A 21827-nucleotide genomic window follows, 5' to 3' on the forward strand; every position below is an offset into this window, starting at 1 on the left:
GATTAGCGCGCCACCTTCAGGGCCAGCTGCAGCATCGCATCCCAGGCGTCCCCGGCAAAGGCCTTGGCGCGCAGGCCCTTGACCATCTTGTCGACCTGCGCCGCCTCCTGCAGCGCCGCTTCCAGCGTGGCCAGCGGGAGGCGGCGCAAGGCCGGATCCATCATCCGTTCGCGCGGCCCCCAGATACGGTACTCCTTGAGCAGCGCTCCGAGCGGCCGTCCCTGCGCCATCCCGGATTTCAATTTTAACAGCGTGCGGATTTCTTCGGAGACCGCCCACAAGACCAGCGGCAGCGCCTCCCCTTCCCCTTTCAGCCCTTCGAGCATGCGCGCCAGGCGCGCCGGGTCGCCCGCCAGCATCGCTTCGGACAATTTGAAGACGTCGTAGCGCGCCACGTTCAGCACGGCGTCCTGCACCTGCTCGCCGGTCAGCTTGCCAGGTTCGTGCAGCAAGCCGAGCTTCTGGATTTCCTGGTGCGCGGCCAGCAAGTTGCCCTCGACGCGGTCGGCGATGAAGTCGAGCGCGCCCCGGTCGGCGCTCTGCCCCTGCGCGGCCAGGCGCTGGCCGATCCAGCCCGGCAGCTGCGCGCGTTCCACGTTCGGAATCTCGATATAGACGGCCGCCTGCTGCAGTGCGGCCACCCAGGCCGCCTTCGCCGTCTGCCAGTCGAGCCTAGGCAGCGTGATCAGCGTCAGGTTGTCGGGGCTGAGGTCTTTCGCGTACGCCTGCAGGGCGGCGCCGCCGTCCTTGCCGGGTTTGCCGCCCGGGATGCGCAGCTCGATCAGTTTCTTGTCGCCGAACAGCGACAGCGCCTGGTTCGCCGCCAGCAGCTCGCCCCATTTGAAGGTGCGCTCGACGGTGAGCACGTCGCGTTCGGTATGGCCGGCGGCACGCGCGGCGCGGCGGATCCGATCGGCCGCTTCCAGCGCCAGCAGGTGTTCGTCGCTGGTGATCACGTACAGCGGCGCGAGCCCCTTTGCCAGATGGGGCTCGAGCGCCTCGGGCCTTAATTGCATTACGGTCTCACGGCGCCGGTTGCGGCTTCAGGGCCGCCAGGCGGCGCATGATCTGCTGCACCAGGTCGGACTGCATGTCGCGGTACAGCAGCGCTTCCTCGCCTTCCTTGGCCAGCAGGACTTCCTCGCTGAAGGCCAGGTTGCGGCGCAGCGTGATCTCGGTCGGGCCGAGCATCAGGTTGCCGGCAGCGTCGCGCACCTGGAAGACCAGCGTGTAGCTGAGCAGGTATTCGCGCACGCGGCCCAGGTTGTTGAGCGACAGGATCGCCTTGTTGCGCGCCTCGGAGATGACTTCGAAGCGCGCCTGCGCGCCCTGCTGGGTCGGCGAAATGACCACGCGGTCGCCCGCGCGCAGGTTGCGCTTGAGCTCATTGCCCAGCGGCGAGGTGTCGGGGAAGGCCAGGTGGATGCTCGAGAAGGGCATGTTGTAGCGCCCGTCCGAGCCGCGCAGATGGAAGCCGCAGGCCGCCACCGTGGTGGCCAGCAGCAGTGCCGCGCAGGCGCGCTTGAGGAGGGGAAAATGAGCGCGCATGCCTTAGACCACGATGTTGACGAGTTTGCCGGGCACGACGATGATCTTCTTCGGCGTGCCTTCGATGAATTTCTGGACCGCTTCCGAGGCCAGGGCAGCCGCCTCGATCGACGCCTTGTCGGCGTCTTTCGCCACCTTGACCGAGCCGCGCAGCTTGCCGTTTACCTGGATCATCATCTCGATCTCGGCCTGCTCGAGCGCTTGCGGGTCGACTTCCGGCCACCGCACGTCGAGGATGTCGCCGTGGACACCGGCAAAGCCCAGCTCCTGCCACAGCACGTGGGTGATGTGCGGCGCAATCGGATTGAGCATGCGCAGGAAGATCGACATGCCTTCGGCCACGACCGCATCGCCCGCCACCGTATCGACCGACCGGCCTTCCGGCAGCTTCGCCGATTCGAGCGTGTTGAGCATCTTCATGCAGGCCGAGACGACCGTGTTGTACTGGATGCGCTTGAGGTCGTAGTCGGCCTGCTGCAGGATCTTGTGCACTTCGCGGCGCAGGGTTTTGTGCGCTTCTTCCAGGGTGCCTTGCTGCTGGCCGGCCAGCGCCGCGGCGATGCGTTCGCGCTGCGCGTAGCCATAGGCCCAGACGCGGCGCAGGAAGCGGCTCGCGCCTTCGACGCCGCTGTCCGACCATTCCAGGGTCTGCTCCGGCGGCGAAGCGAACATCGTGAACAGGCGCGCGGTGTCGGCGCCGTACTGTTCGATCTGCGCTTGCGGGTCGATGCCGTTGTTCTTCGACTTCGACATCTTCTCGGTGCCGCCGATTTCGACCGGCTGGCCGTCGGCCTTCAGGGTCGCGCTTCGCGGACGGCCCTTGTCGTCGAAAACGAGTTCGACGTCGGCCGGATTGAACCAGGTTTTCTTGCCCGAGGCGTCGTCGCGGTAGTAGGTCTCGTTGAGCACCATGCCCTGGGTGAGCAGGTTGACGAAGGGCTCGTCGAATTTGACCAGGCCGAAGTCGCGCATGACTTTCGTCCAGAAGCGCGCGTACAGCAGGTGCATGACGGCGTGCTCGATGCCGCCGATGTACTGGTCCATCGGCATCCAGTAATCGTTGCGCGCGTCGACCATGGCATCGTCCGAGCCCGGCGAGGTGTAGCGCATGTAGTACCAGGACGAGTCGATGAAGGTGTCCATCGTGTCGGTCTCGCGGCGCGCCGGCTTGCCGCACTTCGGGCAGTCGCACTTGAGGAAGGCTTCGTCCTTGTTGAGCGGGTTGCCGGTACCGTCCGGGACCAGGTGCTCGGGCAGCACGACCGGCAGGTCGCTTTCCGGCACCGGCACCACGCCGCACTCGGCGCAGTGGATCATCGGGATCGGCGTACCCCAGTAGCGCTGGCGCGAGATGCCCCAGTCGCGCAGGCGGAACGTCACCTTCTTGTCGCCCAGTTCCTGCGCGGCGAGGTCGCCCGAGACCGCGTTCACGGCCGAGGTATAGTCCAACCCGTCGTACTTGCCCGAGTTGACGGTGCGGCCGCGCTCCTTGTCGCCGTACCACTCCTGCCAGGCGTCCATCGAGTATTCCTGGCCTTCGACCTCGACCACCTGCTTGATCGGCAGGTCGTATTTCTTGGCGAATTCGAAATCGCGCTCGTCGTGGCCCGGCACGCCCATCACGGCGCCGTCGCCATAAGTGATGAGGACGTAGTTGCCGACCCAGACCGGCACCTGCTCGCCGGTGACTGGGTGGGTGACGAAGAGACCCGTCGGCATGCCCTTCTTTTCCATCGTCGCCATGTCGGCTTCGATGACGGAACCGAGTTTGCACTCGGCGATGAAGGCGGCGAGCTGCGGATTGTTTTTCGCGGCGTGCTGGGCCAGCGGGTGTTCGGCGGCCACGGCGCAAAAGGTCACGCCCATGATGGTGTCGGCGCGGGTGGTGAAGACATGGAGTTTGCCTTCGTTGATCAACTCCCCGGCGTCGTCCATGATCACGTGCGGGAAGGCGAAGCGCACGCCGACCGACTTGCCGATCCAGTTGGCCTGCATGGTGCGCACGCGCTCGGGCCAGCCGGGCAGCTTGTTGTCGACGTAGTCGAGCAGTTCGTCGGCATAATCGGTGATGCGCACGTAGTACATCGGAATTTCGCGCTTCTCGATCGGCGCGCCCGAACGCCAGCCACGGCCGTCGACGACCTGCTCGTTGGCGAGGACGGTCTGGTCGACCGGGTCCCAGTTCACGGTGCCGGTCTTCTGGTAGATGATCCCCTTCTCCAGCATCTTGAGGAACATCCACTGGTTCCACTTGTAGTACTCGGGCTTACAGGCCGTCATCTCGCGCGACCAGTCGATCGCCAGGCCCATCGATTCCATCTGCCGGCGCATGTGGGCGATGTTCGAATAGGTCCACTCGCTGGGGGGCACGTTATTCGCCATCGCCGCGTTCTCGGCCGGCATGCCGAAGGCATCCCAGCCCATCGGCATGAGCACGTTGTAGCCGTTCATCCGCAGGTAGCGGTACATCACGTCGTTGATCGTATAGTTGCGCACATGGCCCATGTGCAGCTTGCCGGATGGGTAAGGCAGCATCGAACAGGCGTAATACTTGCCCTTCGGGAACCGTGGATCGTGCTCGACGGCCTTGTAGGCATCGATCGACTTCCAGTATGCCTGCGCGGCCTGTTCAACTTCGGCGGGACTATATTTATCTTGCATGATGTTCTGCGGACGAATTGGGAGGGTTGAGCAGAACATTATACAGAGCTGGTGTCAGGTCTGACATTTGGACACGACCTCAAGCACACCTGCCAGCTTGCATGCGGTTGCCGGTTTTGGGAGGCGAAGCTGGGACCCAAGGCAGAGCTTGTGTCTGATGCCCCCTGTCCGGCGTGCTGCTAACGCAAAGTCAACATCAGCGAGCGGTATCCCGACGCTGTCATCGAGCAAGCCCTGGTGAAGGCGTATTCGTGCGGTAAGCGCGCCATGCAGGAACAGGTTGTGCGCATGCCCATCCAGCTCCCGCAGGAAGTCCTGCTCCAGGTAGCGCGGAATCTTGCCGAATTCGCTGAGCACGCGCGCACGAAATTCCTCGTGTTCATGCCAGCGCTCAACCGGCAGGCCAAAATAATTGATGGCGCAGGCCGAGACGGCAATTCCCGGCCAGTGGCGCGCCAGTGTCATCAGGTAGCGCCGCATGGCGCAAACCTTGCCGATCACCAGCACGCTGTCGATGTCGGCCAGGTCCATGCTTTGCGCGACCTTGTTCCGGCCGAGGATGACGTTTTCGCCGGTGTTGGTCGCCTCGGTTTCGGGGATCAGGATGGGGGCCGGCACGCCGCGTTCGACGAGGCATGCGGCGATGACGAGTGCTTCCGGCTGCGCTTGCCCTGCCGTCGCGCCACCCGAGATCAGCAGCCGTTCGAACATGCCGCGCTGCCAGAGGGAATGCGTTTCGCGGCAGAATTCGTCGACGCCATGGCGCGTGCCGAACAGGAAACCGAGCTTCGCAGGACGCAGCGGCAAGGCCGGCATCACATAGCAGGAGATGGCAAGAAGGTCCTCTGCAGTCATGGCAGCTGGGCTTAATGGCTCAGGTCGTGTCCGAATGTCAGCCCTGACACCAGCTTCAGGAAACCGAGCTTCGCAGGACGCAGCGGCAAGGTCGGCATCACATAGCAGGAGATGGCAAGAAGGTCCTCTGCAGTCATGGCAGCTGGGCTTAATGGCTCAGGTCGTGTCCGAATGTCAGACCTGACACCAGCTTCACCAGAAGGTCCTCTGCAGTCATGGCAGCCGGGCTTAATGGCTCAGGTCGTGTCCGAATGTCAGACCTGACACCAGCTTCACCAGCTTCTCGGCGGACACCAGCTTCTCGACGTCGTTAGCGCAGCACGAGTTCCAGTGCCGGTTTCTCGCCGTAATCCTCGTAGCGCTCGTTGATGCCGCCCACGCAGAACACGATCTCGTCGATCAGGTCCGGCAGGCGATTGCGCAGGGCGGCGCTGTCGCTGATGACGATTTCCAGCACTTCGTCCGGCTGCAGCCGGAACTTGGTCATGTTCTCTTCGTCGCGCAGGTAGCTCAGGCAATCGACCCAGGTGTCGATCGTGTCGCCCGTGGCCGTGTGGAAACCGAAAGCGTTGCGGCTTTCGGCCAGGAAGCTCGCTTCGTCGACGATTGCCGCGCCGTTCAATTCTGCCACTGCCATGCGATTACCCTTTCAGGGACAGGACGTCCTGCATGTCGTACAGGCCGCTCGCCTTGTCGGCGATGAAGCGCGCGCCGCGCAGGGCGCCGTGGGCGTAGGTCACGCGGCTGCTCGATTTGTGGGTGATCTCGATGCGTTCGCCCGTGCCTGCAAACAGGACCGTGTGGTCGCCGACGATGTCGCCGCCGCGCACGGTGGCAAAGCCGATCGTCGATGGATCGCGTTCGCCGGTGACGCCTTCGCGCCCGTAGACCGCGCATTGCTTCAAGTCGCGCCCCAGTGCGCCGGCGATGACTTCGCCCATCTTGAGGGCGGTACCGGAGGGCGCATCGACCTTGTGCCGGTGGTGCGCTTCGATGATTTCGATGTCATAGCCCTCGTTGAAGCTTTTCGCGGCCATTTCAAGCAGCTTCAAGGTGACGTTGACGCCCACGCTCATGTTCGGCGCGAACACGACCGCGATGCTTTCCGCGGCGGCGGCGATCGCCGCCTTGCCGGCGTCGTCGAAGCCGGTGGTGCCGATCACGATCTTGACATTGTTCGCCGCGCAGAAGGCCAGGTGTGCGAGCGTGCCTTCCGGGCGCGTGAAATCGATCAGGCAGTCGGCGTCGCCAAGCGCGCGCGCGAGGTCGGACTCGATCGTCACGCCGGTCAGCTGGCCGGAAAAGGCGCCGGCGTCCTGGCCGACGAAGGGGGAACCGGCGACGTCGAGCGCGCCGGCGAGCACGGCGTCGGGAGCGGCGGCGATCGCCTCGATCAGCATGCGGCCCATGCGCCCACTGGCGCCGGCAACCGCGATTTTCAGTTGCGTCATGGCTGTTTTAGGGAGTGTTCGTGGAAGTGGCGGGCGTCGCGGCGGTCGACGGCTCGACCGGGCGGGCGCTGGTGGCGGCAGCGGCTTTTTTCGCCTCCTTGCCGGCGTTCTTCACGGGACCGGCAAGGCGGTCGATGTATTCGCGCTCGGTCGGCAGGTTGCCGCCTTCGAAGCGCTCGACCACGTCATCCTTGAAGAAGACGGTCACGCGGCTGGTGGTCAGCTCGCCATTGCCGCGCGCCAGATAAAACGGATAGTCCCAGCGGTCGGCGTGGAACATGTCCATCAGCAGCGGCGTGCCGAGCAGGAAGCGCACCTGTTCGCGGGTCTGGCCGACTTTCAGCTGGTTCAACATTTCTTGCGAGACGAAGTTGCCCTGCTGGATGTCCGGACGGTAAGGCGAGAAAATCCACAGGAATTTCTGCAGCTTCGTGCCCTGGGTCGTCTGCGCGCCGGCATTGGCCAGCGAGGCCGAGCGCCCGGCATCGGCTTCGATGGCGGCGGCGGAAGTGTTCACCGGTGCAGCCGGCTTGGTCTGGTTGCGCCACGACGCGCAGCCGGACAGTGCCAGCGTGCATGCAAGGCCCGCGACGAGCGCAGCCCGGGCATAAAAACGATGAACAACGGCATCAAAGACGCGCATAAGTAACCTCGAAAACGTTTAAGCGGGAGCTTCCAAAACGCTATATCATAAAGCACTCCGCCCATCTGCGAGTAACAAACATGAGTAACAGCCCCACCGACCTGAAGGCGAGCGGCCTGAAGGCCACCTTGCCGCGCCTGAAGATCCTTGAAATTTTCCAGAACAGCGAAGTGCGGCACCTGACGGCGGAAGACGTCTATAAAATCCTGCTGGCCGAGAACATGGACGTCGGCCTGGCCACCGTCTACCGCGTGCTGACCCAGTTCGAGCAGGCCGGCCTGTTGAACCGCAATCACTTTGAAACCGGCAAGGCGATCTATGAACTGAACGCCGGCTCGCACCACGACCACCTGGTCTGCCTCGACTGCGGCCACGTGGAGGAATTCTTCGACGAAGCGATCGAATCGCGCCAGAACAGCATCGCCGCCGAACGCGGTTTCAAGATCGCCGATCACGCGCTGGCGATTTACGGCCACTGCATCAAGCCGGCCTGCCCGCATCGCCGCGGCGGCAATTGACCGGCTGCGCCGTGCCATGAAGAACGGCGCCGATGGCGCCGTTCTTTGCTGGATCGATCGTGCCGGGCGCTGCCGGCGCAGCGCGGGCGCGGGGCGCCTCTCCTACGAATTGCTCAACGCATTCGACAGCAGCTTGGCCGTGATGTCGACAATCGGAATCACACGCTCGTAGGCCATGCGCGTCGGACCGATGACGCCGAGGGTGCCGACGATCTTGCCGTTGACCTCGTACGGGGCGGTCACCACGCTCATCTCGTCCATCGGCACCAGCTTCGATTCGCCGCCGATAAAAATCTGCACGCCGCCGGCCTTGCTCGACATGTCGAGCAACTGCATCAGGCCGGTCTTTTGCTCGAACATCTCGAACATCTGGCGCAGCGAGCTCATGTTCGACGACAGGTCCGATACCGACAGCAAGTTGCGTTCGCCTGAAATGACCATCTCTTCCTTGCCTTCGGCCATGGCCTCGCTGCCCGCCTCGACCGCGGTGTGCATCAGGCCGCCGATATCTTCCTGCAACTGGCGCAGTTCGCCGGTCAGGCGCCGCCGCACTTCCTCGAAGGTCAGGCCGGCGAAATTCTGGTTCAGGTAATTGGCCGATTGCACCAGCTGCGCGGGCGTGTAGTCGACCTCGGTGAGCAGCAGGCGGTTCTGCACGTCGCCGCGCGGGTCGACGATGACGAGCAGGATGCGCTTTTCGGACAGGCGCAGGAATTCGATTTGCTGGAACACCGATTCGCGGCGCGGGCTTTGCACGACGCCGGCGAACTGGGTGAGCGAAGACAGCATTTGCGCGGCGTTGGCGATCAGTTTTTGCGGCTGCTGGGCCGGCAAGTGCATGCGCCCGGCGTCCACGCCGTGCTGGCCGTCGAGGTGCTGCACCGTCAGCAAGGTGTCGACGAACAGGCGGTAGCCGCGCGGCGTCGGCACCCGGCCGGCCGAGGTATGGGGACTGGCCACGTAGCCCATCTCCTCGAGATCGGCCATGATGTTGCGGATCGTGGCCGGGGACAGGTCGAGTCCGGAAATCTTGGAGAGCGCACGCGACCCGACCGGCTGTCCGTCGGCAATGTAGCGCTCGACAAGGGCTTTCAGCAGGGTTTGGGCTCGGGGTTCAAGTTGCATGGACAATGATGGCGCGCGGAATGGTTGCGTGTCTATTATGCACCCTCGCACCGACCGTGTGGGCGCAGAGCGTCGCTCTCAAGCGTGTTCGCGCTTCAGCCAGTCGAGCAGTTGATCCATGTTCGCCACAATCGCGTCCGGCTGCACGCCTTCGTCGAGATGGCGCCGGCTGGCGCTGCGGTTCATCCAGGCCGCGCGCAGGCCGGCGCGCTGGGCGCCGTGTACGTCGAGCAGCAGGTCGTCGCCGACGTGCAACGTGTCCGCCGGCGCCACGCCGAGCGCCGCGCAGGCGGCATGGAAGATCGCCGCGTCCGGCTTGGCGCGCCCGAAGCTGGGCGCGGCCACCGATGCATGGAAATGGTGGGCCAGGCCGATCGTCTGCAAGTCGGCATTGCCGTTCGTAACCGAGCCGACCAGCACCCGCCCTTTCAGGCGCAGCAAGCCCGGCAGCACATCGTCATAGGGAATCACGGCATTGCGCGCGGCAAAAAACTCCGTCATCGCCAGTTCGACCTTGTCCGCGTCTTCGCCGGCTTGCTCGAAGGCGGCGACCAGGCCGGCGCGGCGCAGCGCGCCCAGGTCGAGCTGGAATTCGGGGCGGCGCGCCAGCAGTTCGAGACGCGCCTGGCGCAAGCTGTCGATGGTGAACCGTTCGGCCACGCGCGGTGCGTTGCTGGCCAGCCACGCGAACAGCGTCTGTTCGGCCTGCACGATGACGGGCGCGATCGGCCACAGGGTGTCGTCGAGGTCGAACAGGATGGCTTTGGGCCAGGGGCGGCGGTTAAAGGGCTTCATCGGTCGCGGTCGTAGAGATGAGTCCAGCATAGCGAGGCCAGCGGCGAAATGCAAACGCGCGCCGGCGCGAACGCCCCGCCGACAGGGTGATACACAGCGCAATGAGCCCGGGGGGTGTCAAATGCTCTAAAATGATGGGCAAACTTCTACCATGCGGCCGGGCGCCTCGGGTTTGCGCGCCTGGTCCCTTCCCTTTTTTGGAGAAATTATGATGCGTTTCCCCCTGCGTGCCGGCATTGCGCTGGCGTGCGCGCTGGGCCTGTCTGCCTGTGGCGGCGGCGACGGCGATGTCTATATCAGCGGCACCGTGAGCGGCAATACCAAGGCTGGCCTGGTCCTGACGAACAACGACGGCCCGCGGCTCGAAATCGCGGCGAACCAGAGCAGTTTCACCTTCCCGCAACTGGTCGAGACCGATGCCAGCTACAACGTCAAGGTCGTTGCCGCGCCCGACAACACGCAGCCCTCGAATCCGGCCGATCCGTCCACCGGCTGCAAAGTGGTCGAAGGCACCGGCAGCGGCAAGGCGGTGTTCAACGTGACGAGCGTGCGCGTCGTCTGCACCCTGAAGACCTATAGACTCACGGCCCGGATCATCGGCAGCCACGGCGCCGGCCTGGAACTGGTCAACGGCTCGGACCGCAAGGTGGTCGATCCCGCCGCCACCAGCGTCGAGATGGCGCCCATCCCCGAAGGCGCGGTCTACGGCCTGGCCGTGCTGAGCTCGCCTGCCGGCCAGACCTGTACCGCCGCAAACGCTTCCGGCACGATGACCGCCGATGGCAAGACCGTCGACGTCACCTGCACGACGCCTTAACTCTATCTCTGGAGAGCATGTTGAAGAAATCGATCCTGGCGCTGTGCGCGCTGACCCTGGCTGCCGGCCTGAGCGCCTGCGGCGGCGGCACCTCGAGCTATACGATTGGCGGCACGGTCACCGGCCTGCGCTTCCCGGGCCTGGTGCTGACCAACAATCTGAGCAACGAGGTGGCCGTGGCCCCGGCCGGCCTGGAGGCGGACAACACGACGCCGAAAAGCGTGTCTTACCGGTTTTCCGAGCAGCTCGATTACGGCAAGCCATACAGCGTGACCATCAAGACCCAGCCCCTGCACCAGCAATGCGTTGCCGCCGGCGGCAACGCCGACACGGCCGGCCGCCTGTCGGTCGTCGATGCGATCTTTGTCTGCAGCCTGGTCAGCAATTCGATTGGCGGGACGGTCTCCGGCCTGGCCGCCGACGGGCTGACCCTGACCAACGGCAGCACGGGCGGTACCGTGACACTGGCCAAGGATGCGGCCGGCGCCTACCCGACGACCTTCACCTTCACCAACCCGGTCACCTATGACCAGACCTATGGCGTGACGGTGCTGGCCAATCCGGCCGGCCAGACGTGTACGGTCACCAACGGCGTCGGCACGATGGGCGACAATGCGGTGACGAACATCGCGGTAAGCTGCGTCACGAATCGAACCTGAGCGCGGACTTGAGCGCAGACACATGCGCGGACTCAAGCGAACTCGACGAGACATTCACGGCGCCTATGTCGACTATTCGGAAAGAAAATTAGACGTATATGCTGTAGTGCAGCATACTGCACCTGTCTCCTCCAACTCTCCTCAGAAAAGAATTGGATTTAGCCCACCCGCAACGGTGGGCTTTTTTTTTGGCGCATTGTGCTTGCCGCATTCCTGAAACAGGCTCAGCCGAATTTGGCGGCCGGGGCGACGCGCTTGCCGACCACCTTCACCACCGCCATTTTCTCGCTGCCGACCGAGACCATCGCAGCGGCGCGCACTTGCGCCTTGTAGCTCTCCGCACTGGCGTAGGTGCCGACGCAGACGACCAGGGCGGCGGCCAGGAACAGCGATTCCATGTGTTTGAGAACGTTCATTGCATACTCCCTTGGGTGAGACAGCGCGCCGTTGCGGCTGTCGATGGGAGTACTCTAGCAATCGACCGGGATGCAGGCGACCGGCCTGCGACGAACTGCAAAAAGCGCGCGATGAAGCGCGCCAGGCGGGGATATGCAGGGTTTGTGCGCCGCGGCACGGATGAGGTGCGAGGGACGCGCCGCGGCAGGCGGACCGGGGTCCACCCTACTCCGTCATGCCGGCGTCGCCGCTTGTACCGGTTTCAGGATATTCGACAGCGCCACATACTGCTCCAGGCTGACATTCTCCGGCCGCACGCCCGGATCGATGCCTGCCTCGCGCAGCTGCGCCTCGGTCAACATCCCGGCCACGCAGTTGCGGATCACCTTGCGCCGCTGCGAGAAGGCCTTTTGCACGACCGCCGAGAGCGTCGCGCCGTCGACGGCTAGTTTTCGCCGGGTCGGCACCATGCGCACGATGGCCGACTCGACCTGGGGCGGCGGGTCGAAGGCGGTCGGCGGCACGATGAACAGCAGCGACATGTCGTAACGCCATTGCAGCATCACCGACAGGCGGCCGTATGCCTTGTTGCCGGGCTCGGCCACCATGCGCTCGACCACTTCCTTTTGCAGCATGAAATGCTGGTCCTCGACCAGGTGAGCGAATTCGGCCAGGTGGAACAGGAGCGGGCTCGAGATGTTGTACGGCAGGTTGCCGACGATGCGCAGCTTTTGCCCTTGCGGCACGGGAATCGAGGCGTAGTCGAATTTCAGCGCGTCGCCCGAGTGGATCGTCAACCGTTCGCGCGGATAGGCTTGTTCGAGCCGCGCCACCAGGTCGCGGTCGAGCTCGACGACATGCATGTGGTCGAGTTGCTTCAATAGCAGCGCCGTCATCGCCGCCAGGCCCGGGCCGATCTCGACCATCGCCTCGCCGCGGCGCGGATCGATCGCTTCGATGATGCTGGCCAGGACATGGTTATCGGTCAGGAAGTTCTGGCCGAAGCGCTTGCGTGCTACGTGTTTCATGCATGCTTTCGTTAATTGGAACCTTGGACGCTCTCGGTGCGGCTGGCCGCGACCATGCCCACGGCGGCGCGGACGGCCTCCTCCATGCTGCCGCAGTCGGCCAGGCCCGGGCCTTGCGCGGCCAGGTCGAGCGCGGTGCCATGGTCGACCGAGGTACGGATCAGCGGCAGGCCGAGCGTGACGTTGATGCCGCGCCCGAAGGTCGCGTGTTTCAGCACCGGCAGGCCCTGGTCGTGGTACATGGCGAGCACGCAGTCGGCATCCTGTAAATACTTGGGCTGGAACAGGGTATCGGCCGGATAGGGCCCGCGCGCATCGATGCCGCGCGCCCGGGCCGCCGCCAGGCTCGGCGCGATCACCTCGATTTCCTCGCGGCCCAGATACCCGTTTTCACCGGCATGCGGGTTCAGCCCGGCCACCAGGATGCGCGGGTGCGCAATGCCGAATTTGCCGCGCAGGTCGGCCTGCAGGATGTCGAGCACCTGCGCCAGTCCTTCCCGCGTGATCGCATCGGGCACGGCGCGCAGCGGCAGGTGGGTGGTGGCCAGGGCCACGCGCAGGCAGGGCTGGCCGGCGCCAGGCTGGCCGGCCAGCATCATCACGACGCGCGGGGTACCGGTCTTCTCGGCCAGGTATTCGGTGTGGCCGGAAAACGCCACGCCGGCCTGGTTGATCGTGCTCTTTTGCAGGGGCGCGGTGACGATGGCGTCGAACCAGCCGGCCTGGATGCCTTCGAGCGCGAGGTCGAGCGTGGCCAGCACGGCGCGCCCGTTTTCCGCGTCGAGCACGCCCGGCACGACATGGGCGGCAAGCGGCACGTCGATGACGGCGATGCGCTCTTTGCCGAAATGCGGCAGGCCGCCATTTCTCAGCGCCTGGATCGACAGCGCCGCCAGGCGGATCGTGGGGTCGATCAGGCTGGCGGTGAGCGCCAGGAAGGCGGCGTCGCCGACCAGCACGCAGTTGGCCTGCTCGCGCAGCGCCCAGGCCGCGCGGATCGAGATCTCGGGGCCGATGCCGGCCGGTTCGCCGACGGTGAGCGCCAGCGTAGGGCGCGCTGCCTGCGGCGCCGCCACGGGCGTGCGGGAAAATCCTTCCTGGCCGTGTTGCATCGTCTCGCCGTGCGCGTGTGCTGTCGCCGACGATGTGCCTTGCCCCGGAGGTTTTTTCGCACGCTCCACGGTATTACGACTCCTCGCGGTACTCGACGTAGGCGCGGTCGCGCAGCTGGCGCGCCCAGTCCTCGACGGCTTCACCGAGTTTGCGCTCGCGGATCACCTGGCGCGCGCGCAGGCGCTCCCTTTCCTTGGTCTGGTCTTCGCTCTTGCGCTCGAGGACTTCGATCAGGTGGAAGCCGAACGGGCTCTCGACGACATCCGACACTTCGCCCGGCTTGAGCGCGTTCATGGCGGTGACGAACTGCGGCGGCATCGCCTCGAGGTCTTCCGGCGCCAGCCAGCCCAGGTCGCCACCCTTGGCGGCGGTGCTGTCCTGGCCGTTCTGGCGCGCCAGCTCCTCGAAGGTGGCGCTCTTGCTCTGGATGCGGGCACGCAGCTCGGCCAGCTTGGCCTTCGCTTGCGCGGCCGGCATGGCCGGCGAGGCCTTGACCAGGATGTGGCGCGCGCGCGTCTGCTGGACCACGGCCTGCTGCGGTTCCTGGGCCAGGCTGCGCTTGCCGATCAGTTTGACGATGTGGAAACCGGTATTGCTCTTGATGGCCGGGGTGACCTGGCCCGGGCTCAGCTTGCGCAACTGGTCGGCGATCAGGGGCGGCAGGCGGTCCGGGTCGCGCCAGCCGATGGCGCCGCCCTTCAAGGCGTCGGGCGCGTCCGAATAGGTGGCGGCGATCTTGGCGAAGTCGGCGCCGGTGCGCAGCTGGCGCAGTACTTCCTCGGCGCGCGCGCGGCGGGCGGCGATCTGCTCGGGCGTGGCATTGACCGGGATGCCGACCAGGATCTGGGCGATGTCCATCTCGACCTTCTCGGCCGCGGCGGCCTTTTCGGCCGACAGGTAGGTATCGATCTCGGCTTCCGAGACCTGGATCTTGCTGTCGACCTCATGCTCGCGCAGGCGCTGCAGCATGATTTCGCTGCGAATTTCTTCGCGGAACTGGGCGAAGGTCAGGCCTTCCTTCTCCATCTGGTTGCGCATTTCCTGGACGCTCATCTTCTGGCCCTCGGCGATACGGGCGATGGCGCCGTCGAGGACGCGGTCATCGATGCGCACGCCCATCTCCTTGGCCATCTGCACCTGGGCGCGTTCGACGATCATCGATTCGAGCACCTGGCGCTCGAGGTCGGCCTGCGGCGGCAGCTGGGCGTTCTGGGCTTGCAGGCGCTGCACGATCTGGGCGACCCGGTTGCGCACCTCGTTCCTGGTGATGACTTCGTCGTTGACGACGACCCGGATCGAATCGATGACGTTGGCGCTGCTCGCGGCCGGCGGCAGGAAACCGCTGCCGGGCTGGGTGGCCGCGGGGGCCGGGCTCTTCGGTCCCTGGGCAAGGGCGGCATTGGCCGTGAGCGCGCACAACAGCGCCGCGGCGACCTTAAGGTGATGCAAACGGGTAGTACGCATAGTCTGGGAAGCACTCATTCAGGGTCAAAAATCATCCGTGGTTCTGGTCCGGGGCGTCGAGCGTCGGGCGCCGGTTAGGGACGGCCGACGTTGCTGTTGAGCCGCGTGTAGCCGGGGATACTCTTGTAAAACGACTCCAGCGGGTTGCCCAGCCCGAGACGCGACAGGCCGCTGAGCTCGAGCTGGAAGAAGGTCGACGTCGAGGTCGTCCGGGCCGCCGTCACGAAGCGCTGCGCGCCCATGCGGAAGATCCAGCAATCGGCCTTGTACTCGAGCCCGAGCAGGCTTTCGAGCACCTTGTGGTCGCGCAGCGAATAGCTCACGCGCCCGACGCCGTACCAGCGCGCCGCCAGGGGCCACTGGCCCGATACATCGGCATTGCGGAAGCTGTCGCGTACGTAGCGGTACTCGGCATTGAGCACCTTCAGCGGGGCCGGCGCCCAGCGCACGCCATGGTTCTGCGCATACACGCTCTTGTTCGTCGCATCGTATTGTACGCTGCTGTCGAAGTTCCAGTGATTGACGATGCGGCCCGATGCCGCCAGCAGCAGGTCGGAGCGGCCGATCTCGCGGCCGGTCAGCACGCGGCCGACGCGCGGCTCGGTGAAATAAAAGCGCTGGGCGATGGCCATGCGCAGGCGCTCGGCGCCGTCGGGCTCGATATAGCGCGACACCAGGGCCGCCGTCAGCTGGTTCGCGTCGGAGACACGGTCGCCGCCGACATAGCGGTTTTCGCTGAACAGCTGGGCATAGCTGAAGCCGGTCTCGGCCGTATCGAAGAGCGGGAAGTCGTCCTGGTTCTTGTACGGCGTCTTCACGTAGAACAGGCGCGGCTCGAGGGTCTGGGTGGCGGCTGCGCCGAACAGCCTGGTCTCGCGCTCGAACACCATGCCGCTGTCGACCGAGAAGATCGGCAGCGTGCGCGACAGGCTGTCGGCGCGCCCGGCCACATTGTTTTCCAGGTTGTACTTGGTCGCGTGCAGCATCAGCTTGGGCGTGACGTAGTAACCCGGACGCAGCCAGGGATAGCTGACCTGCGACACGGCCAGTGCACGGTTGCCGCTCAGGAGCGTCGGATGCGCAAAGCGCGTCGCTTCGGCGTCGATCGCCCAGTCGAAGCCCTTCACGTCGTAGCGGCCGGTGCGGAAGTTCACCTGCGGCAGACGGTCGTAGGGGCGCGCAATGGCCAGCGCCGGATTGGCCACCGCCGCCGGCTCCTGCAGCACCTGGATGTTCTGCGCACGCGCCGTCAGGCTCCAGTAAGGCCGGTTGTACGAGGTAAACACCTCGCGCACCAGCTGGCGTTCGGCGCTGGTGGCGACGGTGGGCGAAAAATCGCTCGTGTACTCGTCGTCGGAGGCGGCATGCAGGTTCCAGCCATAGGTCCAGTTCGGCGTGAGCGTCTGGTTGTGGAACGAGTCGATGCGCCAGCGGTCGGTCTTGGTGATGCGGTCGTCGAGCAAGCCCTCGACATGGGTCTGGCCGCTGTAGGGGCCGCGCCCGCCCGCCCCGATGTAGCGCGCCGTCGCACCCATCTGCAGGCCGCGGTCGAACATCAGGCGCGGATAAAGCGTCAGGTCGCGGTTCGGCGCGATGTTGAAATAATACGGCACCATCAGCTCGGACTTGCCCTTCGAGCCGAAGCCGACCGAGGCCGGCAGCCAGCCCGAGCGGCGCGCGCCCGAGAGCGAGAACGACAGCGCCGGCGTGCCGAGAATGGGCACGTCCTTGAAATAGATGATGGTCTTGCCGGCGGTGCCGACATCGCGCCCGGCATCGAGGCGCAGCGTGCTCGCCTTCAGGTACCAGTCGGGATCGGGACCTTCGCAAGTGCTGTAGGTGCCGTCCTGGACCAGCGCTTCGTCCTCGCTCAGGAAGTCGATGCGGTCGGCACGGCCTTGCGCATTGTTCATCTGCAGCTTGTACTGCGGATTGAGCACCCAGCCACGGCCGGTCGACATGTTCAGCTGCAAGGCGTCGCCCTGGTAGCGGTCGCCGAAACGCCACATGTTGACATTGCCGTTGGCCGTGACCTCGTCTTCCACCAGCCGGTAGCAGGCGGTGTCGGCCGTCAGTTTCGACTGGCCGCGCGTGATTTCGACATTGCGTTGGAGATTGATCTCGCGGTCCGGACGGCCGCCGATCTCCTCGGCGCGTACGGTGACGGGAAGCTCTTGTTCGTCGGCATGGGGCGGCGGCGGCGCAACTTGCGCATGCGACGGCCCCGAGGCCATGGTGACGAGGGCGGACAAGGCAACTGCCCGCCGCCGCGGGAATGGTAGGGCCGTAAACCAGCTCATGGAATCTGTGGCTGCACCATAAAAGGCGATTTTTTGGATTGAATCCCTTATTATATGGGAATTGCCTTCCTCAACCGGTTTTACCTGGACGCGTCATGTCTTCTCTGCCTCAAAACACTCCCACTTCCGCCGAGCAGGACGCGCGCCTTGCGCTCCTCAACGAATGGCTCAGCTCGCTTGACCTGGTGGAAGCCGGTTCGCTCCGTCCAGCTTCGTCCGATGCGAGCTTCCGCCGCTACTTCCGCCTCGATGTGGCGGCGGCGCTACGCGGCAAACTCGGCGACACCCTGATCGCGATGGACGCGCCGCCCGAGCGCGAGAACGTGCCCGCCTTTATCCAGGTGGCAGGCTTGCTGCAGGAAGCCGGCGTCACGGTGCCGGCGATCGTCGCGCGCGATGTCGAACGCGGCTTCCTGCTGCTGTCCGACCTCGGCACGACGACCTACCTGGCGCGCCTGAACGCGGACAACGCCGCCTTCATGTATTCGGACGCGGTCGATGCCCTGATCAAGTTCCAGCTCCACAGCCAGCCTGGCGTGCTGCCCGAATTCGACCGCGCCTTCGTGCTGCGCGAGATGAACCTGTTCCCGGAATGGTTCGTCGGGCGCCACCTCGGCGTGACCATGACCGCGGCCCAGCAGGCCCAGTTGGACAAGGTGTTCGAGGCGATCACGTCCAACGTGCTGGCCCAGCAGCAGGTATTCATGCACCGCGATTTCCATTCGCGCAACCTGATGTTCCTCGACCAGGGCAATCCAGGCGTGCTCGACTTCCAGGATGCCGTCTACGGTCCCGTCACCTACGACCTCGGCTCGCTCCTGCGCGACGCCTACCTGCAATGGGACGAAGAGCTGGTGCTGGACTGGGTGGTGCGCTATTGGCAAAGCGCCAAGCAGGTCGGCCTGCCGGTCAATCCGGACATCGACGCCTTCTACCGCGACTTCGAATTCATGGCCTTGCAGCGCCACCTGAAAATCCTCGGCATTTTCTGCCGCCTGAACTACCGCGACGGCAAATCCATCTACATGGGTGACCTGCCGACGGTGATGGATTACGTGCGCAAGACCGCCAACCGCTATACCGAACTGAAGCCCTTGACGCGCCTGCTCGACACCTTCGAGGACAAGGCGCCGCAGGTCGGCTACACCTTCTGAGCGCATTTCCGAGAATCCCATGAAAGCCATGATCCTGGCCGCCGGCCGTGGCGAACGCATGCGTCCGCTGACCGATACTTGCCCGAAACCCCTGCTCAAGGTGCGCGGCCGTCCGCTCATCGCCTGGCACATCCTGAACCTGGTGCGCGCCGGGATCACCGAGATCGTCATCAACCACTCGCACCTCGGCCACATGCTGGAAGAAGCGCTCGGCGACGGCAGCCAGTTCGGCGCGCGCATCGTCTATTCGCACGAGCCGACCCCGCTGGAAACGGCCGGCGGCATCGCCAACGCCCTGCACCTGCTGGGCGACGCACCCTTTGTCGCGCTGTCGGGCGACATCTATGCGCCCTATTTCGATTTCTCGCAGGTGTTCGACGCCCTGCCCGACAACGACGCGCGCGGCCAGCCGCTCGCGCCCGGACAGCGCGACATCGCCTGGCTCTACATGACGCCGAACCCCTGGCACAACCCGGACGGCGACTTCGGCCTGGAGCTGTACACGCTCTCGAACGAGGGAACACCGAAATGGAACTTCGGGAACATCGGCGTCTACCGCCCTGAAATGTTCGACGGCATCGCCCCTGGCGAATTCGTCAAGTTCGGCCCGCTGATGCGCAAGTTCATCGCGCAAGGGCGCATCGGCGGCGAGGTCTACACCGGCCCCTGGGTCAATGTCGGCACCGTCGCCCAGCTCGAGGAACTCAACGCGCCGCCCGGCAGGAAGGCCGGCGCGTGAACCCGTTTGCCGCGCGCCGCGCACGCCTGGCGGCAAGCATGGAGCCGGGCGCGGTGGCGGTGCTGGCGACCGCCCCGGAAGTGGCGCGCAACGGCGACAGCGACTACCCCTACCGCCACGACAGCCATTTCTATTACCTGACCGGCTTTACGGAACCGGAAAGCGTGCTGGTGCTCGTGGCCGGCCAAGGCGAGGCGCCGGCCCGCTCGATCCTGTTCTGCCGCGAGAAGAATGCCGAGCGCGAGATCTGGGACGGCTTTCGCCACGGTCCCGCCGCCGCGCTCGACGCCTTCGGCTTCGACGCAGCCTTTCCGATTGGCGAACTCGACGCGCAGATGGCGCGCCTGCTGGCCGACGTGCCCGTTTTGTATTACGCCGTGGCCCGCAATGCCGCGCTCGACGCCCAGGTGGCGCGCTGGCTGCAGGCGGTGCGCGCCCGCGCGCGCAGCGGCATCGCCGCGCCCGGCCGCACCCAGCACCTGCTGGCGCTGGTCGACGAAATGCGCCTGCTGAAGGACGAGACCGAACAGGGCTTGATGCTGCGCGCGGCGACGATTGCCGGCGCCGGCCACGTGCGCGCGATGCAAGCCGTGCGGCCCGGCATGTTCGAATACGAACTCGAGGCCGAGCTGCTCTACGCCTTCCGCAAGGGCGGCGCCCAGTTCCCGGCCTACACGCCGATCGTGGCCAGCGGTGCCAACGCCTGCGTGCTGCACTACAGCGCCAACAATGCCCGGATGCGCGACGGCGACCTGGTCCTGATCGACGCCGGCTGCGAATTCGACAGCTATGCCTCCGACATCACGCGCACCTTCCCGGTCAATGGCCGTTTTTCGGACGCCCAGAAAACCCTGTACGAACTGGTGCTGGTGGCGCAGGCGGCGGCCTTGCGCGCCATCGTGCCGGGCCGTCCCTACAGCGACGTGCACGAGGCGGCGCTGGCCGTGCTGGCCGAAGGCATGCTCGATTTGAAACTGCTCGACCGCGCCAGCTACGGCAGCGTCGACGACGTGCTGGCCGAGCGCGCCTACACCCCCTTCTACATGCATGGCACCGGCCACTGGCTCGGGCTGGACGTGCACGATAGCGGCAGCTACCGCGACCTCGACGCCGCAGGCAAGCCGTCGCGCGCGCTCGTTCCCGGCATGGCGCTGACGGTCGAACCGGGCATCTATGTGCGTCCCGGACCGGGCGTGCCGGAGCGCTTCTGGAACATCGGCATCCGCATCGAGGACGACGTGATCGTCGGCGAAGCGGGCGCGCGCGTGCTCTCCGGCGCGGCGCCGAAGACGGTGCCGGAAATCGAAGCCCTGGTGGCGCAGCGATGATGGAACAGCACAATGACACGGTCGACGTGGCGATCTGCGGCGCCGGTCCGGTCGGCCTGGCCCTGGCCGCCCTGCTTGCCCGGCGCGGCCTCGACGGCGCGCGCATCGCCGTCATCGATGCGCGGGCGCTGGGCCAGTCGATCTCGGACCCGCGCTCGATCGCGCTGGCCTGGGGCAGCCGCCAGCTGCTCGAGGAAGTCGGCGCCTGGCCTCTTTTGCCAAGCTCTTCGGCCACCCCGATCCACACCATCCACGTCTCTCGCCGCGGCCGGTTCGGGCGCAGCCTGCTCGACCGGTCCGAGCACGGGCTCGATGCACTCGGCTACGTCGCGCGCTATGGCGACGTGGTCGATGCGCTGGCGCGCGCGGTCGAACGCGCCGGCGTCCAGGTGATCCGCCCGGCGCGCGTGGCGGCGATGGACGAGACGAGCGGGCACGTGGCCTTGTCGCTCGACGACGGCCGCATGCTCACCGCGCAGGTCGCGGTCGGCGCCGAGGGCGGCGTCTTCGGCCAGCGCGAAGACAAGGGCAAGACGCGCGACTATGGCCAGAGCGCCGTGATCGCGCGCGTGTGCGCCAGTGCGCCGATCGCGCACCGCGCCTTCGAGCGCTTCACCGACGAAGGACCGCTGGCCCTGCTGCCGCAGGACGGCGCCGACGGTTTCCAGTATGCGCTGGTCTGGTGCGTCGAGCCCGGGCGCGCCGCCGCGCTGCAGGCGATGGAAGAGACGCGTTTTCTGCAGGAACTGGGCGAAGCCTTCGGCGGCCGGCTGGGCCGCTTTACCAGGGTGTCGGCACGCTTCGCCTATCCCCTCGGCCTGAACGCCGAAGCGCACGCCACCGCGCGCACGGTCGCCATCGGCAATGCGGCGCAGACGCTGCATCCGGTGGCCGGACAGGGCTTGAATCTCGGCCTGCGCGACGCCGCCGTGCTGGCACGGTTGCTGGCGCGCTGCGCCGGGCCGGAAGGCATCGGGCGCTTCCTCGGCGAGCGCGCGCAGGACCGGCAGCTGACGATCGCGATGACCGACGCCATGGCGCGCGCTTTCGTCGGCGGCGGACCGCTGCAAGCGGTATTGGGACTGGGACTGGCAACGCTGGACGCGGTGCAGCCGGCGCGCACCATGCTGGGCGAACTGATGATGTACGGGAGGCGTGGCGGCTCGCCGCTGCTGCCGCATCGCCAGGGATAAGCCACGGCAGCCACGGCAGCCGCGCCACGGCGGCCGCATG

Annotated in this window: 21 protein-coding genes; 7 read left to right on the plus strand and 14 right to left on the minus strand. The window is 65.8% G+C overall.

Annotated features, from left to right (window positions below; genetic code table 11):
* Positions 1-2: 2 nt before the first annotated feature.
* From holA to ACFPOU_RS14835, 7 genes are all read right to left on the minus strand, one after another.
* Positions 3-1016, minus strand: coding sequence for a DNA polymerase III subunit delta (gene holA / locus ACFPOU_RS14805; protein WP_379722597.1), 1014 nt, complete (start codon positions 1014-1016; stop codon positions 3-5).
* A gap of 7 nt (positions 1017-1023) precedes the next feature.
* Positions 1024-1548, minus strand: a complete 525-nt coding sequence (locus ACFPOU_RS14810) for an LPS-assembly lipoprotein LptE (protein ID WP_379722600.1) — start codon at positions 1546-1548, stop codon at positions 1024-1026.
* A gap of 3 nt (positions 1549-1551) precedes the next feature.
* On the minus strand, positions 1552-4209 hold the full coding sequence (gene leuS / locus ACFPOU_RS14815; RefSeq protein ID WP_379722603.1) for a leucine--tRNA ligase: 2658 nt from the start codon (positions 4207-4209) through the stop codon (positions 1552-1554).
* A gap of 54 nt (positions 4210-4263) precedes the next feature.
* Positions 4264-5064: a YdcF family protein gene (locus tag ACFPOU_RS14820; protein ID WP_379722606.1), complete on the minus strand. Its 801-nt coding sequence runs from the start codon at positions 5062-5064 to the stop codon at positions 4264-4266.
* A 310-nt stretch (positions 5065-5374) separates the two neighbouring features.
* Complete coding sequence (locus ACFPOU_RS14825) at positions 5375-5701, minus strand: barstar family protein (RefSeq protein WP_379722609.1); 327 nt, start codon at positions 5699-5701, stop codon at positions 5375-5377.
* Positions 5702-5705: 4 nt separating this feature from the next.
* Positions 5706-6515, minus strand: a complete 810-nt coding sequence (dapB, locus tag ACFPOU_RS14830; protein WP_379722612.1) for a 4-hydroxy-tetrahydrodipicolinate reductase — start codon at positions 6513-6515, stop codon at positions 5706-5708.
* Between the two features lie 7 nt (positions 6516-6522).
* Positions 6523-7158: an outer membrane protein assembly factor BamE gene (locus tag ACFPOU_RS14835; protein WP_379722616.1), complete on the minus strand. Its 636-nt coding sequence runs from the start codon at positions 7156-7158 to the stop codon at positions 6523-6525.
* Between the two features lie 80 nt (positions 7159-7238).
* Between ACFPOU_RS14835 and fur the strand changes: the two genes are divergently transcribed.
* On the plus strand, positions 7239-7676 hold the full coding sequence (gene fur / locus ACFPOU_RS14840) for a ferric iron uptake transcriptional regulator (RefSeq protein WP_379722620.1): 438 nt from the start codon (positions 7239-7241) through the stop codon (positions 7674-7676).
* A gap of 102 nt (positions 7677-7778) precedes the next feature.
* Here fur and hrcA read toward each other — a convergent pair whose 3' ends face one another.
* Positions 7779-8801: a heat-inducible transcriptional repressor HrcA gene (gene hrcA, locus ACFPOU_RS14845; protein ID WP_379722623.1), complete on the minus strand. Its 1023-nt coding sequence runs from the start codon at positions 8799-8801 to the stop codon at positions 7779-7781.
* A 78-nt stretch (positions 8802-8879) separates the two neighbouring features.
* Complete coding sequence (locus ACFPOU_RS14850) at positions 8880-9596, minus strand: HAD family hydrolase (RefSeq protein WP_379722626.1); 717 nt, start codon at positions 9594-9596, stop codon at positions 8880-8882.
* Positions 9597-9804: 208 nt separating this feature from the next.
* Between ACFPOU_RS14850 and ACFPOU_RS14855 the strand changes: the two genes are divergently transcribed.
* Positions 9805-10413, plus strand: a complete 609-nt coding sequence (locus ACFPOU_RS14855; RefSeq protein ID WP_379722629.1) for a hypothetical protein — start codon at positions 9805-9807, stop codon at positions 10411-10413.
* A 17-nt stretch (positions 10414-10430) separates the two neighbouring features.
* Positions 10431-11072: a hypothetical protein gene (locus tag ACFPOU_RS14860; protein ID WP_379722632.1), complete on the plus strand. Its 642-nt coding sequence runs from the start codon at positions 10431-10433 to the stop codon at positions 11070-11072.
* A gap of 224 nt (positions 11073-11296) precedes the next feature.
* Here ACFPOU_RS14860 and ACFPOU_RS14865 read toward each other — a convergent pair whose 3' ends face one another.
* The 5 genes from ACFPOU_RS14865 to ACFPOU_RS14885 form a co-directional block, all read right to left on the minus strand.
* Positions 11297-11488, minus strand: coding sequence for a hypothetical protein (locus tag ACFPOU_RS14865; protein WP_379722635.1), 192 nt, complete (start codon positions 11486-11488; stop codon positions 11297-11299).
* A 213-nt stretch (positions 11489-11701) separates the two neighbouring features.
* Positions 11702-12496, minus strand: coding sequence for a 16S rRNA (adenine(1518)-N(6)/adenine(1519)-N(6))-dimethyltransferase RsmA (gene rsmA, locus ACFPOU_RS14870; protein ID WP_379722638.1), 795 nt, complete (start codon positions 12494-12496; stop codon positions 11702-11704).
* A gap of 11 nt (positions 12497-12507) precedes the next feature.
* On the minus strand, positions 12508-13608 hold the full coding sequence (gene pdxA, locus ACFPOU_RS14875) for a 4-hydroxythreonine-4-phosphate dehydrogenase PdxA (protein ID WP_379722641.1): 1101 nt from the start codon (positions 13606-13608) through the stop codon (positions 12508-12510).
* A gap of 73 nt (positions 13609-13681) precedes the next feature.
* On the minus strand, positions 13682-15073 hold the full coding sequence (locus ACFPOU_RS14880; protein ID WP_379722644.1) for a peptidylprolyl isomerase: 1392 nt from the start codon (positions 15071-15073) through the stop codon (positions 13682-13684).
* Between the two features lie 74 nt (positions 15074-15147).
* Entirely contained in the window at positions 15148-17373 is a 2226-nt protein-coding gene (locus ACFPOU_RS14885; protein WP_379722647.1) for an LPS-assembly protein LptD, read from the minus strand.
* A gap of 95 nt (positions 17374-17468) precedes the next feature.
* Here ACFPOU_RS14885 and ACFPOU_RS14890 point away from each other — a divergent pair, with 95 nt between their 5' ends.
* The 4 genes from ACFPOU_RS14890 to ACFPOU_RS14905 are packed head-to-tail and all read left to right on the plus strand — an operon-like array spanning position 17469 to position 21787.
* Positions 17469-18527 carry an aminoglycoside phosphotransferase family protein gene (locus ACFPOU_RS14890; protein ID WP_379722650.1) on the plus strand — a complete coding sequence of 353 codons (1059 nt, stop codon included), beginning with the start codon at positions 17469-17471 and terminating at the stop codon, positions 18525-18527.
* Between the two features lie 19 nt (positions 18528-18546).
* Entirely contained in the window at positions 18547-19266 is a 720-nt protein-coding gene (gene murU / locus ACFPOU_RS14895; RefSeq protein WP_379722653.1) for an N-acetylmuramate alpha-1-phosphate uridylyltransferase MurU, read from the plus strand.
* Entirely contained in the window at positions 19263-20594 is a 1332-nt protein-coding gene (locus ACFPOU_RS14900; protein WP_379722656.1) for an aminopeptidase P N-terminal domain-containing protein, read from the plus strand. The genes murU and ACFPOU_RS14900 overlap by 4 nt, the downstream gene beginning before the upstream one ends.
* Complete coding sequence (locus ACFPOU_RS14905; protein WP_379722659.1) at positions 20594-21787, plus strand: FAD-dependent monooxygenase; 1194 nt, start codon at positions 20594-20596, stop codon at positions 21785-21787. The genes ACFPOU_RS14900 and ACFPOU_RS14905 overlap by 1 nt, the downstream gene beginning before the upstream one ends.
* Positions 21788-21827 lie beyond the last annotated feature (40 nt).

It is taken from the genome of Massilia jejuensis (assembly GCF_042656795.1).
Classification (GTDB): domain Bacteria; phylum Pseudomonadota; class Gammaproteobacteria; order Burkholderiales; family Burkholderiaceae_D; genus Telluria; species Telluria jejuensis.